Genomic DNA, 16317 nt, shown 5'->3' on the forward strand with positions numbered 1-16317 from the left:
CAGCGGGCGATGTCCGGCCGGGTCGCGGACCCGGTTCGGCCACGGCCAGTGTGCCGGTGGCCGGCCGGTCAGCGGACCCGATTGGGCGGGGCCAACAGCCCGGTGCCCGGCCGGGTCAGCGGGTGCGGTGTTCGGCGGCCTCGACGACGTTGGTGAGGAGCATCGCGCGGGTCATCGGGCCGACGCCGCCCGGGTTGGGCGCGACGAACCCGGCGACCTCGCGGACGTCCGCCGCGACGTCGCCCGCGAGCTTGCCGTCCACCCGGGAGACGCCGACGTCGAGCACGGCCGCGCCGGGCTTGACCATGTCACCGGTGATCAGGCCGGGCACGCCCGCGGCGGCCACGACGATGTCGGCCTCGCGCACCCGCGCCGGGAGATTCTGGGTGCCGGTGTGGCACAGGGTCACGGTGGCGTTCTCGGTGCGGCGGGTCAGCAGCAGGCCGAGCGGGCGGCCCACGGTGATGCCGCGGCCGATGACGGTGACGTCGGCGCCCTTGATCGGCACCCCGTACTCCTGCAGCAGCACCACGATGCCGCGCGGCGTGCAGGGCAGCGGCGCGTCCACCATGTGGACGAGCCGACCGAGGTTGACCGGGTGCAGGCCGTCGGCGTCCTTGCCCGGGTCCATGCGCTCGATCAGCGCCTGGGTGTCGAGGTGGCGGGGCAGCGGAAGCTGGACGATGTAGCCCGTGCAGGCCGGGTCGGCGTTCAGCTCGTCGATCGCGGCCTCCACCTCGGCCTGCGAGGCCGTCTCGGGAAGGTCCTTGCGGATCGAGGCGATGCCGACCTCGGCGCAGTCGCGGTGCTTGCCGGCGACGTAGATCTGGCTGCCCGGGTCGTCGCCGACCAGGATCGTGCCGAGGCCGGGGGTGACGCCCCGCTCGGCGAGCCTGCCGACCCGCTGCGCCAGGTCGGTCTTGATCTTCGCCGCTGTGGCCTTGCCATCGAGAATCCGCGCGCTCACAGCTCGCCATCCTCCCACGCCGCCCCGCCGCCCGAGGATACGAGGGTGCCGCTCCCCGCCCTGCCGCCCGGGCGAGGTGGGAGGCCGCCTTCCCTCGCCGGGGAACGGCCCGCCGCTCCCCTCGACATGGCACGCCCGGCCCCGGCGAACCGCCGCCGGGAGAACGGCCGCCCCCGGCCGCCGGGCGCCCGGGGCCGGGGATCGGTGGGGTCAGTGGCAGCAGGCGCCCGCGCCGGCGCCGCCGTAGCGGTCGTGGTGGGGGAACTCGCTCACGTGCCTCTGCCGGCCGAGGAAGGTGAAGTCGAGGTAGTTGTAGGTGTTCAGCAGCACCTCGGGGCCCCGGCCGAAGGTCGAGTAGGTGTGGAAGACGCGGTCGCCGTCGCGCAGGAAGACGCTGAGGCCGTGCCCGTCCTGCCCGTTCTGGGCGAAGAAGTGCAGGCCCTTGGCCTCCAGGGTCGCCTTGTCCATGTAGTTGTACTCGACCGGCGCGACGGCCTCGTCGTTGCTGGCGTGGAAGTCGTAGTTGAAGTCGCCGCCGTCGGAGGAGTACCACGGCACCTGCCAGCCCATGCGCCGCCGGAACCGCTCGATGGAGTCCAGCGGCGCCCGCGACACCAGGGCCAGGGTCGTCTCGGAGTCGTTCAGGTGGCGCAGGTCGCCGACGTGGTCCACCAGGAACGAGCAGCTCGTACAGCCCTCGTCGGCCTCGCGCACCCACATGAAGTGGTACACGATGAGCTGGCGCCGCCCCTCGAACAGGTCGGCCAGGCCGGCCTCGCCGCCCGGTCCGCGAAAGACGTACGGCTTGGTGACCTCGACCATGGGTAACGCGCGGCGCTCGGCGTTGAGCGCGTCCCGGGCCCGGGTGAGTTCCTTCTCCTTCTCCAGCAGCTCGGTGCGAGCCTTCAGCCACTCCTCGCGCGACACGATCGCGGGTGTCTCCACCGGTCCTCCCTGAGATGCGACGACTGCCTTGCCCAGCGCCGCCGCGCGACCGTGCCACCCGCAGGGGGCACGGTACGGGCGGGGGCCCGGCGGGCGGCACGCGGCCGGGCCGCCGGACCCGTGTCCACGGTAGACCGGGCGTGCCCGGCGGTCGCCCTGATAGGGGGAGGTCAGGGGTGGTGGTGTGGTGGCGGCCCGGCCCGCTCGCCGGGCCGCCGCGCGATCAGTGACCACTAGCGACTAGTGCGGTGACCACGTACGTTCACCGGGCGCGGCTCTCCACTAGCGACTAGTGCGGTGACACATACGCTCACCGGGCGCGGCTCTCCATCCCGGGCCACGTGCCGCAGTGATCGGCGCCGCGTCGGCGGGTCGTGGTACGGCGATGCCGGCGCCTTGCTACGGCGCCCGAGCCGGTGAACGTTCGTGGACAGCGCACTAGCAGTGACCACCAGTGGCGATCAGTGGAAGAAGTGGCGCGTGCCGGTGAAGTAGAGCGTGATGCCGGCCTTGGCGGCGGCCTCGACGACCTCCTCGTCGCGGACGGACCCTCCGGGCTCGACGACGGCCTTCACCCCGGCGTCGATGAGCACTTGGAGCCCGTCGGCGAAGGGGAAGAAGGCGTCGGAGGCGGCCACCGAGCCCTCCGCCCGGTCACCGGCCCGCGACACCGCCAGGCGGGCGGAGTCGACCCGGTTGACCTGACCCATGCCGACGCCGACGGTGGCGCCGCCGGAGGTGAGCAGGATGGCGTTGGACTTGACCGAGCGGCAGGCCTTCCACGCGAACGCCAGGTCGGCGAGGACCTCGGGCGAGGCCGCCGACCCGGTCTTGAGCTCCCAGCCGGCCGGGTCGTCGCCGGGGGCGTCCACCCGGTCGACGCTCTGGACGAGCAGGCCGCCGTCGATGCGGCGGAACTCGGCCGGGTTGGCCGGGCCGGCCGGGCAGCGCAGCAGCCGGAGGTTCTTCTTCTTCGTCAGCACGGCCAGGGCCTCGCCGGTGAACGACGGCGCCACGACGACCTCGGTGAAGATCGGCGCGATCTGCTCGGCGAGCTCCTCGGTCACCTCGCCGTTCACCGCGATCACTCCGCCGTACGCCGACACCGGGTCGCAGGCGTGCGCCTTGCGGTGCGCCTCGGCCACGTCCGCGCCGACGGCCAGGCCGCACGGGTTGGCGTGCTTGATGATCGCCACGGCCGGCTCGGCGAAGTCCCACGCGGCACGCCAGGCCGCGTCGGCGTCGACGTAGTTGTTGTAGGACATCTCCTTGCCGTGCAACTGCTCGGCGTTGGCCAGGCCGTCCTGCCCGCCGGAGTAGAGCGCGGCCCCCTGGTGGGGGTTCTCGCCGTACCTCAGCACGGCCCGGCGCTTCCAGGCCGCGCCCATGAAGGACGGCCAGGCGGTGTCCTCCTCGGGGGCGTAGACACTGGCGAACCACGAGGCCACCATCGTGTCGTACGCGGCGGTGTGGGCGTAGGCGACGGCGGCGAGGCGACGGCGCTCGGGCTCGGCGAAGCCGCCCTCCTCCACGGCCCTGCGCACGTCGTCGTAGCGGGCCGGGTCGGTCACCACGGCGACCGTGCCGTGGTTCTTCGCCGCCGCGCGGATCATGGCCGGGCCGCCGATGTCGATCTGCTCCACGCACTCCTCCGGCGAGGCGCCCGAGGCCACCGTCTGCTGGAAGGGGTACAGGTTGACCACGACGAGCTGGAACGGCTCGATCTCCAGCTCTTCGAGCTGCTTGACGTGGGAGGGGTTGGAGCCGTCGGCCAGCAGGCCGGCGTGCACGCGCGGGTGCAGGGTCTTCACCCGGCCGCCCAGGCACTCGGGGAAGCCGGTCAGCGACTCCACCGGAGTCACCGGCACGCCGAACGAGGCGATCTTGGAAGCCGTGCCCCCCGTGGACACGATCTCGACGCCGGCGGCGTCCAAGGCCCGGGCGAGCTCCTCCAGCCCGGTCTTGTCGTAAACCGTGATCAGCGCGCGCCGGATGGCGATGCGGGTCACTTGGTGCTCCTCCCTGTGTCCAGACGGGCCGGACCACCCGGACCGCCCGGAGATTGCGACTGGCTCAGATGGTCCCGCTCGCCCAGGCGGACGTGGCGGCCGGCGACCGTCCAGCCCTCCCGGGCCATGCGGCCCACGATCTCGACGAGCAGGCGGCGCTCCACGGTCTTGATGCGCTCGTGGAGCGCGTCCTCGTCGTCGCCGTCGAGGACGGGCACCGCCTCCTGGGCGATCACCGGGCCGGTGTCCACGCCGGCGTCGACGAGATGGACGGTGCAGCCGGTCACCCGCACGCCGTAGGCGAGGGCGTCGGGCACGGCGTGCGCGCCGGGAAAGGACGGCAGCAGGGCGGGATGGGTGTTGACCACCGGGAACGCGCCGAGGACCTCCGGGCCGAGGATCTTCATGAATCCCGCGGAGACCACGAGGTCGGGCTCGTGGGCGGCGATCGCCGCGCGCAGAGCCTGGTCCCAGGCCGAACGGGCCGGGTGATCGGCCAGCTTGACGACGAAGGTGGGCAAGCCGGCGCGCCGGGCGCGGGCGAGCCCCTCGATGTCGTCGCGGTCGGCGCCGACCGCGACGATACGGGCTCCATATGCGTCATCAGCGGCGGCGTCCATGAGGGCCTGTAGGTTGGTCCCGGAACCGGAGACGAGGACCACGAGCCGAGCCGACAGGGCTGCACTCCTTCGGGGCGACGGTTGACGGTATGGCGTCAGCGTATCGGCCCGCCCGCTCCACGACGCAGAGGAGGTCAGGTGCAACCACCCGCGGAGACATCAACGGGGAGCGAGATCGGGCGCCGGGCGCTGCTGCTCTCCATCGGCGCGCTGGCGCTCACCTTCCTGGTGCCGGTGTTCGGCCTGGCCCTCGCCGTCTTCTCGGCCGTCGTGTGCTACCGGGCGTGGCGGGCGTTGTCGGCCCGGCATCGGCCGGTCGTGCTCGCCGTCCTCGGGATGCTGCTGTCGCTGGCGTCCCTGTGCCTGGCCACGCTGGTGATGTGGGTCCAGACGTACTTCAGCGGAGAGCTGACGGCCTACACCGAGTGCATGAAGGGGGCGGGCACGGCGACCTCGCAACAGGTGTGCGTCGGCGACCTGGAACGCGCCGTGGAGCACCGGCTGCCGTTCATGCCCAAGGGCAGCGTGAAGCTTCCCTTCCCTCCGTGAGCCCCGACCTCACCGTGGCCTGGGCTCGACCCTCGGACCGTGGGACCGGCCTGACCCCGCGGGGTGTGCCGCCGCTTATGGTGGCGTAGAGAGACAAGGACACCAGGGCCTGCCTCGCTGACACCCCGGTGACCAGGACGCCGCCGGGCGCGTCGCCGCCGAACCGAGGAGAACCATGAACCACTGCGAGCACATCGCGGCCATCCACGACGTCGAGCCCACCCCGCAGGAGGGCTGTGCGGAGTGCCTTGCCATGGGGTCGCGCTGGGTCCACCTGCGCACCTGCCTCACCTGCGGTCACGTCGGCTGCTGCGATTCCTCTCCCAACCGCCACGCCAGCCACCACTACGCGAGCGAAGGCCACCCGGTCGCCGAGTCGTTCGAGCCCGGCGAAGACTGGGCGTGGTGCTACGCCGACGAACAGCTGTTCGAGCCGTCCCCGAGCGGCAAGGGCGAGCGCTCCCACGCCACGCGCTTCCACCTCTAGCCGTCCCCGCGGCACGGCCGGACGACGGCCCGACGACGGCGCGAGCCGGACGACGGCGGCGCGACTCGGCCGCTGCTCAGGAACGGCCCTCGGCGAGCGGCCGTCACACCGCGAGCACTGTCACACCGCGTACGCCGTCACACCGTGAGCGCCGGAACCCGCGTCCCGGCACGGGGTCAGGAGTCGCGGTCCCAGGCGTAGGGGTCGACGTAGATGATGTGGCCGCCGCGGTCGTCGGACTCGTCGACGATGTCGCGGCGCGGCGGGCGTGGCTCCTCGCGCCTGGCCGTGCCGCGGCCCGCGCCGGCCGCGGCCCCCGTCCCGGCGAGCCCCTTCCCCGTGGGACGCCTGCCCGCCGGCCCCTTGCCCGCGCGTGGCGCCTTGGCCGAGGGGCCGTCCACCGGGGCCGGGTCGAAGGTCTCCACGGCCGCCGAGGCGTGCTCGTCCGCCCAGTCGGCCCTGATCACCGGGATCGGCTGGGTGTCGGCCTCGGTGGCGTCCATCCAGTGGCCCGGCAGCTCACCGGTGTGGGCCGGCGCGGCCAGCTTGACCTTGCTGGCCACCTTGACCAGCGCGTCCCCCGCCCTGCGGACCGGCGTCGCCTCGACCGTGGCGCCGTGGAACACCAGCCACCAGTTGGCCAGCCCCGCGGAGATGCCCGCGGCCACGCCGACCTCCAGGGTGACCGACAGCGCCACCTCCCACGCCGAGGGCCCGACGGCCGCGAGGCGCGCGCCGCCGAGCGGGCCGCCGGCCAGCGCCGCGAGCAGCCCCGACGCCAGGCCGGTGGCCAGACCGCAGACGAAGCCCCACAGCGGCGCCGACTCGAAGTGCGGGGTCGGCGAGACGCGCGCCACCACCACCCCGGCCACCGCGCCGGCGATGAACGGCACCGCGAGCACGCCCATGATCCACGGCGGCATGGAGCCCGAGTCGGGCAGGGCGCCGAGGATCGGCAGGGCGGGAAGCGCGCCCAGTTGCACGCCGGTGGGCGCGACCAGCGTGCCCGTGCCGAGGGCGAACCCCGGCCCGCTGATGTAGGCCAGGCCCCAGATGACGAAGTTGAACAGGTAGAGCACTTCGACCAGCAGCAGCAGCGCCCCGCCGACGAAGCCGGGGGCCAGCAGCTCCGACAGCCGCCTGACCTGGCCGAAGTCGGCGACGACGGCCACGAGCACCAGAATGAGCCCGGCCACCAGCAGGATCGACAGCGCGACGGCCGTGCCGACCGCCACCGAGCGCGCACGCTCGGGCAGCAGCCGCAGCATCGAGCGCCACGGTCCGATCGTGCGGGCGGTGGCCAGCGAGCCGGCGACGAACGCCAGGACGAGGTGGCTGACCAGCGCCTCGCCGACGGACGGCTGGGTGAGGTTGTTCTGCGCGGCCAGCGCGATGGCCCCGGCCAGCAGCGCGTACGGCGCGGCCAGCGAGATGCCGGCCTGGGCGATGAGCACGAGCTGGGCGCGGCGGCGGGCGTTGGCGAGGTCCTTGGTGCTGCCCTTGGGCAGCCGGGCGGGCAGCCGGAGCCGCAGGTCGGCGTCGCGCGCCATCCACATCGCCGCGCGGTACAGCAGCGCGGCGGGCAGCACCGTGAGGCCGATCGGCAACAGGCCGACGCGCCCGCCGGGGATGGCGAAGCCGGCGTGGTGGGCGGCCAGCCAGACCTGGCAGGCGGCGCGGAACACCCCGGGGAGCCCCTGCCCGAACGCGCCGCGGGGCGCGGCGATCCACCCGATGAGGGTGAGCGTGGTCAGGACGGCGAGGCCGACGCCGAGGGTCCAGGCCGCGGCGAGCATGCCGGACACGGGCAGCGGACGGCGCGCCTCGTCGTCGTCGCCGCTCCCCGCGAGGGGGATGCGACTGAGGACGGTGCGGGGGGCCGCCCGGAGCTGGTCGAAAAGGGCCGTCACAGTAGTCGATGTTCTCAGCATGCCCAGCCGTAGTGGGCGTACCGCGCCCCGCGTGTCGCCCCCTTTGTCCCCGGACGGTCAAGAGACTACGTAAGGCGTGCTCCGCCGGCCGAAGGCTTGACGGCCCGATGTCTGCATTGCAAACCTGTCTGTGACGCAGACATATGACTCTGGAGGCCGCCATGACGGAGTTCGAGCCGGACGGGTTACTGCGCGACGTGGAGGCCCTGCGGCGGCGCGCCCGATCCGACCGGCACGCCTTCCGGTTACCGCTGCTGTACTTCGGCGCCTTCACCCTGGGCACCGCGCCCCTGTATGCGCTGGCCTACGCGGCCCACACGCCTCCGGAGGACGGGTCCGCCGATGGCGTCACCACCGGCTTCACGTCCTGGCTGCTCGCTGGTGAGACCTGGCTCGATCTGGTCTGGCTGGCTGGGCTGGCCGCCGGAGCCGTGCTGACCGTCTGGTGGTATCGCCGCCACGGCGACAGCGCCGGCATCCAGACTTCCGCGAGAGGCCCGGCCACCACGTGGGCCGTCGCGGGCGTCGCGCCGTTGATCTGGTTCCTGGCCCCGCTCGTCAGCCTGTTCGTCTGGTTCCTGTGGCCGCTGTTCGTCCGCAACACCTTCGGCCTGCTGGCCCTGGCCTTCGGCCTCATCGCGCTGGCACGGACCGAACGCAGCCGCCACCTGTGGATCGTCACCCTGCTCTACACGGCCGCCGCGGTGCCCGCCGTCGTGTACGACATGCAGAACATGTACTACCGGCTGTTCCATCTGTTCGGCTTCACCCCTGAGACCATGCCCTACGGTCCGCTCCAGGGCAGCCCCGTGCTGCTCCCGGGCCTCATCCTGCTCGTGGGCGGGCTCGCCGCGAGAAAGGAAAGCCGCGCATGACCCACCCGACCGGCGGCCTTTCCGATGTCGTCCACCAGCGCCACCGCCTCGGCATCCTGACGATCGCCGCGGAGGCCACGCGCGTCGAGTTCACCTACCTGAAGAACGCGCTGGAGCTGACCGGGGGCAACCTCAACCGCCATCTGGCGGTACTGGAGGACGCCGGAATGGTCACCCTGGAGAAGGCGATCGAGGGCAGGCGCCCAAAGACCTGGGTGGTCATCACCAAAGCCGGCCGTGGGGCGCTGGCCGCCGAGATCGCCGCCCTGGAGGCGCTGGTCCGGCGTCACCGCGCCCAGCAACCGTAGAGCGGCGAATCTGGTACGCACGAGACGGTCCGGGCATGGGGCCGGGCCGGCTGCTTCCTGAGAGGGACGCCCGGCCTTCGCGGCCGGGCGTCCCTCTGTCTTGCGTTTTCGCGCTGTCGTTTCTACGCGGCCGCGTCAGCGGGTGCGCATGATCTCGCGCATGAGGCGGGCGGTCTCGCTGGGGGTCTTGCCGACCCGCACGCCGACCTTCTCCAGCGCTTCCTTCTTGGCCTGCGCGGTGCCCGCCGAACCCGACACGATGGCGCCGGCGTGCCCCATCGTCTTGCCCTCGGGCGCGGTGAACCCCGCCACGTAGGCCACGACGGGCTTGGTCACGTGCTGCTCGATGTAGGCCGCCGCGCGCTCCTCGGCGTCGCCGCCGATCTCGCCGATCATCACGATCGCCTCGGTCTCCGGGTCGGCCTGGAAGGCCTCCAGAGCGTCGATGTGCGTCGTGCCGATCACCGGGTCGCCGCCGATGCCCACCGCCGTGGAGAACCCGACGTCACGCAGCTCGTACATGAGCTGGTAGGTCAGCGTGCCCGACTTGCTCACCAGGCCGATGCGGCCCTTGGAGGTGATGTCGGCCGGGATGATGCCGGCGTTGGAGGCGCCGGGCGAGGCGATGCCGGGGCAGTTCGGGCCGATGATGCGGGTCTTGGCGCCCTTGGCGATGGCGTAGGCCCAGAACTCGGTGGAGTCGTGGACCGGGATGCCCTCGGTGATGACGACGGCGAGCGGGATCTCGGCGTCGATCGCCTCCTTGACGGCGGCCTTGGTGCCGGCCGGCGGCACGAAGATGACGGTGACGTCGGCGCCGGTGGCGGCCATGGCCTCGGCCACGGTCGCGAAGACCGGCAGCTCGACCCCGTCGAAGTCGACCGTGGTGCCCGCCTTGCGAGGGTTGGTACCGCCGACGACCTTCGCACCGGACTTGAGCATGCGACGGGTGTGCTTGGAGCCCTCGGAACCCGTGATGCCCTGAACGATGATCTTGCTGTTCTCGGTCAGCCAGATTGCCATTACGCACCTACCGCAGCGAGCTCGGCGGCGCGCTTGGCCGCTTCGTCCATAGTGTCGACGAGTTCGACGCGGGGCAGGCCCGCGTCCTTGAGGATCTGCCGCCCGAGGGTGGCGTTGTTGCCGTCCAGCCGGACGACCAGCGGGTGGGTGACCGCCTCACCGCGGTCGGACAGCAGCTTGAACGCCGAGACGATGCCGTTGGCGACGGCGTCGCAGGCGGTGATGCCGCCGAAGACGTTGACGAAGACGGACTTCACGCTCGGGTCGGACAGCACGATCTCAAGGCCGTTGGCCATGACCTCGGCCGAGGCGCCGCCGCCGATGTCGAGGAAGTTGGCCGGCCGCTGGCCGCCGTACTGCTCGCCGGCGTAGGCGACGACGTCGAGGGTCGACATCACCAGGCCCGCGCCGTTGCCGATGATGCCCACCGCACCTTCGAGCTTGACGTAGTTGAGGTCCTTCTCCTTGGCGCGGGCCTCCAGCGGGTCCTCGGCGGCCTTGTCGGCGTAGGACTCGTGCTCGGCCTGGCGGAAGGTGGCGTTGTCGTCCAGGGTGACCTTGCCGTCGAGCGCCTTGACCTGGCCGTCCTCGGTCAGGATCATCGGGTTGACCTCGACCAGCGTGGCGTCCTCGTCCACGAAGACGGCCCAGAGCTTCTCGATGATCTCGGCGGCGCCGTCCAGCGCGGCCTCCGGCAGACCGCCCGCCTGGGCGATCTCGCGGGCGCGCGCGCGGTCGACGCCGGTCAGCGGGGAGACCGGGATCTGGGCGACCTTCTCGGGCGAGGTGTGCGCGACCTCCTCGATCTCCATGCCGCCCGCGGCGGAGCAGATGGCGAGGAAGGTGCGGTTCGCGCGGTCGAGTAGGAAGGAGAAGTAGTACTCCTCGGCGATCGCGCTGGCCTCCTCGACGAGGACCTTGTGGACCGTGTGCCCCTTGATGTCCATGCCGAGGATGCCGGTGGCCTTGCTCTCGGCGTCGGCGGCGTCGGCGGCGACCTTGACGCCGCCCGCCTTGCCGCGGCCCCCGGTCTTGACCTGGGCCTTGACGACGACGCGACCGGTCAGCTGCTCTGCCGCCGCGCGCGCCTCCTCCACGGTGTGCGCGACGACGCCGCGCGGCACCGGGATGCCATACTCCGCGAAGAGCTCCTTCGCCTGATGTTCGAACAGGTCCACGAGGGTCCGTCCTTGCTTGTCCGGCTGTCTTCTTCTCTACGTTGAGACCAGACCTCAGAGCACCCGCGATCGCCGGAAGCCTGGCCTGAGAAGCCTAGCCGCCACCAGGACGTGCGGCGCTCGCCGGGGGTCCATTACCCGCACGCCGGCGGTAATCGGATACGCCGTCTTTCCCAAGAATCCCGCAAATCCCGCGACGATCCCCTACCACCCCGCTTACCGCTACATTTCCACAAGTCGTGATTTCACCGTGATCTTGACTGGAGAGAATGCGAAACCCCTCGACGACGGGGCGAGGGACTATAACGGGAGGAACCCCCCAAATGAGGCGACTCATCGCCCTGGCCGCGGTCACCGCGGCCGTACCTGCGCTCGCGCTGGCCGCCCCGGCCACCGCGCAGTCGGCGACCACCACCGCGGCGCCCGCCACCGCCAAGCCCGGCAACCCGGTCGACGCCCTGCGCCTGCAGTTCGCGAAGAAGAGCGGCGTGCGGGTCGACGAGAACACGAGAATGGGCATCGGCAAGCAGGACATTTTCGCGTTCCGGGAGACCGGAAGCCTGCGTTTCGGCCGATCGGGCGTCGACGCCTACGACGCGAAGATCACCCTCAAGGGCTTCGACAAGGACGGCGACAGCACCGTCCGCGCCATCGTGGTCGGCGGCAAGATGTACCTCAAGAGCGCGCTTTACGACGAGCTGCTGCCCGCCGGCCGCACCTGGGTGCGCACCTCCGGCAAGCCCTCGACCTACAGCAACGGCCCGATCGACCTGCTGAAGCCGAACGTCCTCAAGGCCATCCTCGCCACCGCGAAGGCCAAGAGCCCCGGCGGCACGGTCGGCGGCGCCAGGACCACGCTGGTGCGCGGTTCGATCCCGCTGTCCTCGCTCGGCAAGGTCTCGCCGATGCTGTCGTCGATCGCCAAGTCGAAGAACGGCAAGAAGATCACGGTGCCGTGGCGGATGTGGATCGGCGCCGACCAGCTTCCCCGCCGCTTCCAGACGACCGTCAAGGTGCCCGTCAGCCCGTCCACCGGCTCCTCCCTCGGCGACGTGTACATCGCCGCCGACAACCGCTACACCTCCTGGGGCGCCAAGATCGTCATCACGGCGCCCCCGGCGGACCTGGTCGTCGACGAGAAGGACCTCACCGACGAGCTTCCGGTGATCCCCGACCTCACCACCAAGATCCCCGGCCTTCCCACCCGCGAGCACTGACGCAGTGAGGCCCGGTGAGCGTGCTCACCGGGCCTCACCCGTTCAGGGGCCGACGGACACGGCCGGGACCGGTCTCAGGGCCGGCCGGTGGGTCAGAGTTTCTCGAGGGGGGCGTAGGCGAGCAGGAGGGTCTTCTCGCCGCCGGAGCCGAAGTCGACCTTCACCTTGGTCTTCTCGGCCATGCCGTCCACGGACACCACGGTGCCGAGCCCGAACTGGTCGTGGGTGACGCGGTCGCCCGGGCTGAGGTTCGGAACGGCGCGGCCGCCGGCCTTACGCGCGGGCGCCGCCTGGGCCCGCGTCTCACGTTTGGTGGCCGCGCCCCAGGCGCTCTTGGCCGGATCGCCGCGCCAGTCGACCAGGTCGGCGGGCACCTCGGCCAGGAACCGCGAGGCCGGGTTGAACGCCGGCGACCCCCACGAGCTGCGGACGGCGGCCCGCGAGACGTAGAGCCGCTGCTGGGCGCGGGTGATGCCGACGTAGGCGAGCCGGCGCTCCTCCTCCAGCTCGCGGGGCTCGCCCAGGGAGCGGGTGTGCGGGAAGACGCCGTCCTCCAGGCCGGTGAGGAAGACGACCGGGAACTCCAGCCCCTTGGCGGTGTGCAGGGTCATCAGCGTGACGACGCCCTGGTGATCTTCACCCTCGGGGATCTGGTCGGCGTCGGCGACCAGCGAGACCTGCTCGAGGAAGTCGACCAGCGTGCCGTCGGGATTGGCCTCCTCGAACTCCTGCGCCACCGAGATCAGCTCGTTGAGGTTCTCCAGCCGGCTCTCGTCCTGCGGGTCGCCCGAGGTCTCCAGCTCGGTGCGGTAGCCGGTGGCGGTCAGGACCTCCTCGGCCAGCTCGGAGATCGGCAGCTCCTTGCCCCGCAGCTCCTCGAGCAGGGCGACGAACTCCTTGATGGCGTTGAGCGAGCGCGTGGCGAGCCCCGGCGCCTCGTCGGCGCGGCGCAGCGCCTCGTAGAACGGGACGCGCTCGCGGACGGAGAAGGCGTCCACCATCGCCTCGGCGCGGTCGCCGATGCCGCGCTTGGGGACGTTCAGCACGCGGCGCAGCGAGACGGTGTCGGTGGGGTTGGCGAGCACGCGGAGGTAGGCCAGCAGGTCGCGGACCTCCCTGCGCTCGTAAAACCGCACGCCGCCGACGACCTTGTACGGCAGGCCGGTGCGGATGAAGATCTCTTCGAACACGCGGGAGGCGGCGTTGGTGCGGTAGAAGACCGCCACCTGGCCGGGGGTCACGTCATCCTCGTCGGCGAGCCGGTCGACCTCCTGGGCGACGAACATGGCCTCGTCGTGCTCGTTGTCGGCCACATAGCCGACGATCTTGGGCCCGGCGCCCTGGTCGGACCAGAGGTTCTTGGGCTTGCGGCTCTCGTTGCGCGAGATCACGGCGTTCGCGGCCGACAGGATGGTCTGCGTCGAGCGGTAGTTCTGCTCGAGCAGGATCGTGCGGGCGTTGGGGTAGTCGCGCTCGAACTCGAGGATGTTGCGGATGGTCGCGCCGCGGAAGGCGTAGATCGACTGGTCGGCGTCGCCGACCACGCACAGCTCGGCCGGCTCGACCGCGCCCTCGCGCACCACGTCGCCGTCGGCGGTGCGGATCTCGGGGTGGCCGACCAGCTCTCTGATCAGGATGTACTGCGCGTGGTTGGTGTCCTGGTACTCGTCGACCATCACGTGGCGGAAGCGGCGCCGGTAGTGCTCGGCCACGTCGGGGAAGAGCTGGAACAGGGTGACCGTGAGCATGATGATGTCGTCGAAGTCCATCGCGCCGGCCTCGGTCAGCCTGCGCTGGTAGGCGGCGTAGGCCTCGGCGAGCGTGCGCTCGAGATGGGTCTGCGCCTTGCCCGCCGCCGTCTCGTAGTCGATCAGCTCGTTCTTGAGGTTGCTGACCTGCGCGGAGAACGAGCGCGGCGGATAGCGCTTGGGGTCCAGGTCGAGCTCGCGGCAGACCATCGCCATCAGCCGCTGGGAGTCGGCCTGGTCGTAGATGGAGAAGCTGGAGGTGAAGCCCAGCCGCTTGGCCTCACGGCGCAGGATGCGCACGCAGGCGCTGTGGAAGGTCATCACCCACATGGCCTTGGATCGCGGGCCGATGAGCCGGTCGACCCTTTCCTTCATCTCGCGGGCGGCCTTGTTGGTGAAGGTGATCGCCAGGATCTCCTGCGGCTGCGCATCGCGCTCGGCCAGCAAGTAGGCGATGCGGTGGGTGAGCACGCGCGTCTTCCCCGACCCCGCCCCGGCGACGATCAAGAGCGGGCTGCCCGCGTGGACGACGGCGTCCCGCTGCTGCGGGTTGAGCCCGTCGAGCAAAGGGTGATCAACAATGGGGTTCACGGCTCGGGTCGACACGCCCCTAGATTATGGCCGCCCACCGACAATGGGCGCCCCTTCGGCTCCTCTCGGGCCGCCGGATAGGCTTCGCGCCGCACGAGCTCGCACGCCCGGCGCCGGTCGCGGAAATATCGCGACCGTGCCGCTTGTTCAGCGCCCAGTGGACCAAGGAGGACGACCGTGACGGCACTTGACGACACCGAGATCGGCACGACCCTGGTGGTGACCGCGCACCCCGACGATGTCGACTTCGGCGCCGCAGGCACCATCGCGGCCCTTACCGACAAGGGTATTCGCGTGGTGTACTGCATCGTCACCGACGGCGACGCCGGAGGGTTCGACCGCGAGCTCGACAACGGCGGGATGGCCGAGCTGCGGCGCGGCGAGCAGATCGCGGCGGCCAAGGTGGTCGGCGTGGAGGACGTGCGCTTCCTCGGCTACAAGGACGGCACGGTGGAGCAGACCCTCCCCTTGCGCCGCGACATCGCCCGGGTGATCCGCCAGGTGCGCCCCGACCGGGTGATCACCTCTCATCCCGAGCGCAACTACCTGCGCATGGGGCCGAGCCACCCCGACCACCGCGCCGTCGGCGGCGCGACGCTCGACGCGGTCTACCCCGACGCGCGCAACCCGTACGCCTTCCCCGAGCTGCTCGCCGAGGAGGGCCTTGAGGCGTGGACGGCGCGCGAGGTGTGGCTGACCGGCGGGCAGGCCAACAACCACTACATCGACGTCACCGCCACGCTCGACCGCAAGTTCGCGGCGCTGCGGGCGCACGCCAGCCAGACCGCGCACATGGACGACCGGCTCGAGACCTTCGTCAAGGGCTGGCTGGCGACCAACGCCCAGGCCGCCGGCCAGCCGGAGGGCACCTACGCCGAAGCCTTCCAGGTGGTGCCCACCGCCTGACGCGAGCCACCGCCTGACGCGAGCCACCGGGTCCGCCGGCGGCCGTGGCCCCGTCCGGCTCAGTCCGCCGTCCCCCGGCCGCCACGGTCGAGCCGGCGGGTGACGCGGGCGGCGAGGAATCCCAGCGAGTTGGTCGCCAGGTGCAGCAGCGACGGCGCGAGCAGGCCCCCACGACGCCGCAGCTCCAGGAAGAACGCCCCGGCCAGCCCGGTGACCGCCACCGACCCCGCCACCGTCGCGGCCGCCCCGTCCTTCGCGGGGCGGGTCGCGGGCGGGTCGGCGGCCTGGACGAGGTGGCCGAGGGCGGGGTTGGCGGCCGCCATGTCCAGGGACGGCAGGATGTGCCAGAGGCCGAACAACGCCGACGAGCCCGCGACGGCGGCCGACGGCCCGTGCGAACGGCGCAGCGCGGCGGGCAGCACGCCCCTGAAGGCGACCTCCTCCAGCAGCACGGTGCCGAACGGCACCTGAAGCAGGATCTCCTCGGCCAGGCGGGCGCGGGACAGCCCGAGCGCCCGCTGGTCGCGGAAGTAGCGCCGCGTCGGCGGCAGCAGCACCCCCGCCGTGTACACCGCCGCCACCGCCGCCGCCAGGCATCCGCCGATGCGCGCACCCCTGCGCGCGTCCGTGAAGCCCATCTCCGGCCACGACAGCCCGCCGCGCCGGCCCAGGAGCACCAGTGCGCCGGTGGCCGCGGCCGAGGTCAGGGGCGCCAGCCGCCGGGCCGCGCGGTTGTTGAGGACGTTGGCCGCCGCCAGGACGCCCACCGCCGGCAGCAGCAGCCGCGTCGCGGGCATGACGCCCTCGTCCCGCGCCGGTGTTCCGCTCCCGCGCGGGGCTGCTTGGACGGCTCGCGTGCTCATGACCCACCTCCTGGCTTCTGACCTGCCGGCCTGATCGCCGACGCCGACGCCGACGCGGCCCACGCTACGGGGCCCCGACGACCCGGAACGTCTACCCTGG

General features: G+C 71.9%; 15 protein-coding genes. 6 read left to right on the forward strand and 9 right to left on the reverse strand.

All coding sequences use genetic code 11. The features are described 5' to 3' along the window. Nucleotides 1-115 precede the first annotated feature (115 nt). From ABZT47_RS07720 to purN, 4 genes are all read right to left on the reverse strand, one after another. Nucleotides 116-967 carry a bifunctional methylenetetrahydrofolate dehydrogenase/methenyltetrahydrofolate cyclohydrolase gene (locus tag ABZT47_RS07720; RefSeq protein ID WP_354837377.1) on the reverse strand — a complete coding sequence of 284 codons (852 nt, stop codon included), beginning with the start codon at nucleotides 965-967 and terminating at the stop codon, nucleotides 116-118. A 210-nt stretch (nucleotides 968-1177) separates the two neighbouring features. Beyond that, nucleotides 1178-1912 (reverse strand): DUF899 domain-containing protein, encoded by a 735-nt coding sequence (locus tag ABZT47_RS07725; RefSeq protein WP_354837379.1) that lies wholly within the window; start codon nucleotides 1910-1912, stop codon nucleotides 1178-1180. A 461-nt stretch (nucleotides 1913-2373) separates the two neighbouring features. Then, on the reverse strand, nucleotides 2374-3921 hold the full coding sequence (gene purH / locus ABZT47_RS07730; protein ID WP_354837381.1) for a bifunctional phosphoribosylaminoimidazolecarboxamide formyltransferase/IMP cyclohydrolase: 1548 nt from the start codon (nucleotides 3919-3921) through the stop codon (nucleotides 2374-2376). Continuing rightward, nucleotides 3918-4598, reverse strand: coding sequence for a phosphoribosylglycinamide formyltransferase (gene purN, locus ABZT47_RS07735; RefSeq protein ID WP_354837612.1), 681 nt, complete (start codon nucleotides 4596-4598; stop codon nucleotides 3918-3920). The genes purH and purN overlap by 4 nt, the downstream gene beginning before the upstream one ends. Nucleotides 4599-4679: 81 nt before the next feature. On the opposite strand from purN, the gene ABZT47_RS07740 reads away from it, so the two are divergent. Together ABZT47_RS07740 and ABZT47_RS07745 are read left to right on the forward strand one after the other, a co-directional pair. Beyond that, complete coding sequence (locus tag ABZT47_RS07740) at nucleotides 4680-5090, forward strand: hypothetical protein (RefSeq protein ID WP_354837383.1); 411 nt, start codon at nucleotides 4680-4682, stop codon at nucleotides 5088-5090. Nucleotides 5091-5265: 175 nt separating this feature from the next. Then, the gene (locus tag ABZT47_RS07745; protein WP_354837385.1) at nucleotides 5266-5577 is read left to right on the forward strand and encodes a UBP-type zinc finger domain-containing protein; all 312 of its coding nucleotides are present in this window, start codon (nucleotides 5266-5268) and stop codon (nucleotides 5575-5577) included. A gap of 176 nt (nucleotides 5578-5753) precedes the next feature. Here ABZT47_RS07745 and ABZT47_RS07750 read toward each other — a convergent pair whose 3' ends face one another. Continuing rightward, complete coding sequence (locus ABZT47_RS07750) at nucleotides 5754-7487, reverse strand: DUF6350 family protein (RefSeq protein ID WP_354837387.1); 1734 nt, start codon at nucleotides 7485-7487, stop codon at nucleotides 5754-5756. A gap of 182 nt (nucleotides 7488-7669) precedes the next feature. On the opposite strand from ABZT47_RS07750, the gene ABZT47_RS07755 reads away from it, so the two are divergent. Both ABZT47_RS07755 and ABZT47_RS07760 read left to right on the forward strand, forming a co-directional pair. Next, the gene (locus tag ABZT47_RS07755; protein WP_354837389.1) at nucleotides 7670-8383 is read left to right on the forward strand and encodes a hypothetical protein; all 714 of its coding nucleotides are present in this window, start codon (nucleotides 7670-7672) and stop codon (nucleotides 8381-8383) included. Continuing rightward, nucleotides 8380-8691: a transcriptional regulator gene (locus ABZT47_RS07760; protein WP_354837391.1), complete on the forward strand. Its 312-nt coding sequence runs from the start codon at nucleotides 8380-8382 to the stop codon at nucleotides 8689-8691. Before ABZT47_RS07755 ends, ABZT47_RS07760 begins: the two co-directional genes overlap by 4 nt. A 135-nt stretch (nucleotides 8692-8826) precedes the next feature. On the opposite strand, the gene sucD is transcribed toward ABZT47_RS07760, so the two are convergent. Together sucD and sucC are read right to left on the reverse strand one after the other, a co-directional pair. Further along, nucleotides 8827-9714, reverse strand: coding sequence for a succinate--CoA ligase subunit alpha (gene sucD, locus ABZT47_RS07765; RefSeq protein ID WP_354837393.1), 888 nt, complete (start codon nucleotides 9712-9714; stop codon nucleotides 8827-8829). Then, a complete protein-coding gene (sucC, locus tag ABZT47_RS07770; protein ID WP_354837395.1) occupies nucleotides 9714-10892 on the reverse strand; it encodes an ADP-forming succinate--CoA ligase subunit beta in 1179 nt (392 codons plus the stop codon). Before sucC ends, sucD begins: the two co-directional genes overlap by 1 nt. Nucleotides 10893-11215: 323 nt before the next feature. On the opposite strand from sucC, the gene ABZT47_RS07775 reads away from it, so the two are divergent. Continuing rightward, a complete protein-coding gene (locus ABZT47_RS07775) occupies nucleotides 11216-12109 on the forward strand; it encodes a hypothetical protein (protein ID WP_354837397.1) in 894 nt (297 codons plus the stop codon). A 92-nt stretch (nucleotides 12110-12201) separates the two neighbouring features. On the opposite strand, the gene pcrA is transcribed toward ABZT47_RS07775, so the two are convergent. Beyond that, entirely contained in the window at nucleotides 12202-14424 is a 2223-nt protein-coding gene (gene pcrA, locus ABZT47_RS07780; protein ID WP_354837614.1) for a DNA helicase PcrA, read from the reverse strand. A 201-nt stretch (nucleotides 14425-14625) separates the two neighbouring features. On the opposite strand from pcrA, the gene ABZT47_RS07785 reads away from it, so the two are divergent. Beyond that, nucleotides 14626-15354 (forward strand): PIG-L family deacetylase, encoded by a 729-nt coding sequence (locus tag ABZT47_RS07785; RefSeq protein WP_354837399.1) that lies wholly within the window; start codon nucleotides 14626-14628, stop codon nucleotides 15352-15354. Nucleotides 15355-15413: 59 nt separating this feature from the next. Here the strand turns inward: ABZT47_RS07785 and ABZT47_RS07790 are convergent, their stop codons facing one another. Continuing rightward, on the reverse strand, nucleotides 15414-16217 hold the full coding sequence (locus ABZT47_RS07790) for a CPBP family intramembrane glutamic endopeptidase (protein ID WP_354837401.1): 804 nt from the start codon (nucleotides 16215-16217) through the stop codon (nucleotides 15414-15416). Nucleotides 16218-16317 lie beyond the last annotated feature (100 nt).

The sequence above is a fragment of the Sphaerisporangium sp. NPDC005289 genome, assembly GCF_040607455.1.
Taxonomy (GTDB): Bacteria; Actinomycetota; Actinomycetes; order Streptosporangiales; family Streptosporangiaceae; genus Sphaerisporangium; species Sphaerisporangium rhizosphaerae.

What these genes read in the sequence shown, in the direction of transcription:
- ABZT47_RS07745 (WP_354837385.1), top strand. Translation starts at nt 5,266, where the DNA reads ATGAACCACTGCGAGCACATCGCGGCCATCCACGACGTCGAGCCCACC.
- ABZT47_RS07755 (WP_354837389.1), top strand. Translation starts at nt 7,670, where the DNA reads ATGACGGAGTTCGAGCCGGACGGGTTACTGCGCGACGTGGAGGCCCTG.
- ABZT47_RS07760 (WP_354837391.1), top strand. Translation starts at nt 8,380, where the DNA reads ATGACCCACCCGACCGGCGGCCTTTCCGATGTCGTCCACCAGCGCCAC.
- sucD (WP_354837393.1), bottom strand. Translation starts at nt 9,714, where the DNA reads ATGGCAATCTGGCTGACCGAGAACAGCAAGATCATCGTTCAGGGCATC.
- ABZT47_RS07775 (WP_354837397.1), top strand. Translation starts at nt 11,216, where the DNA reads ATGAGGCGACTCATCGCCCTGGCCGCGGTCACCGCGGCCGTACCTGCG.
- ABZT47_RS07790 (WP_354837401.1), bottom strand. Translation starts at nt 16,217, where the DNA reads ATGAGCACGCGAGCCGTCCAAGCAGCCCCGCGCGGGAGCGGAACACCG.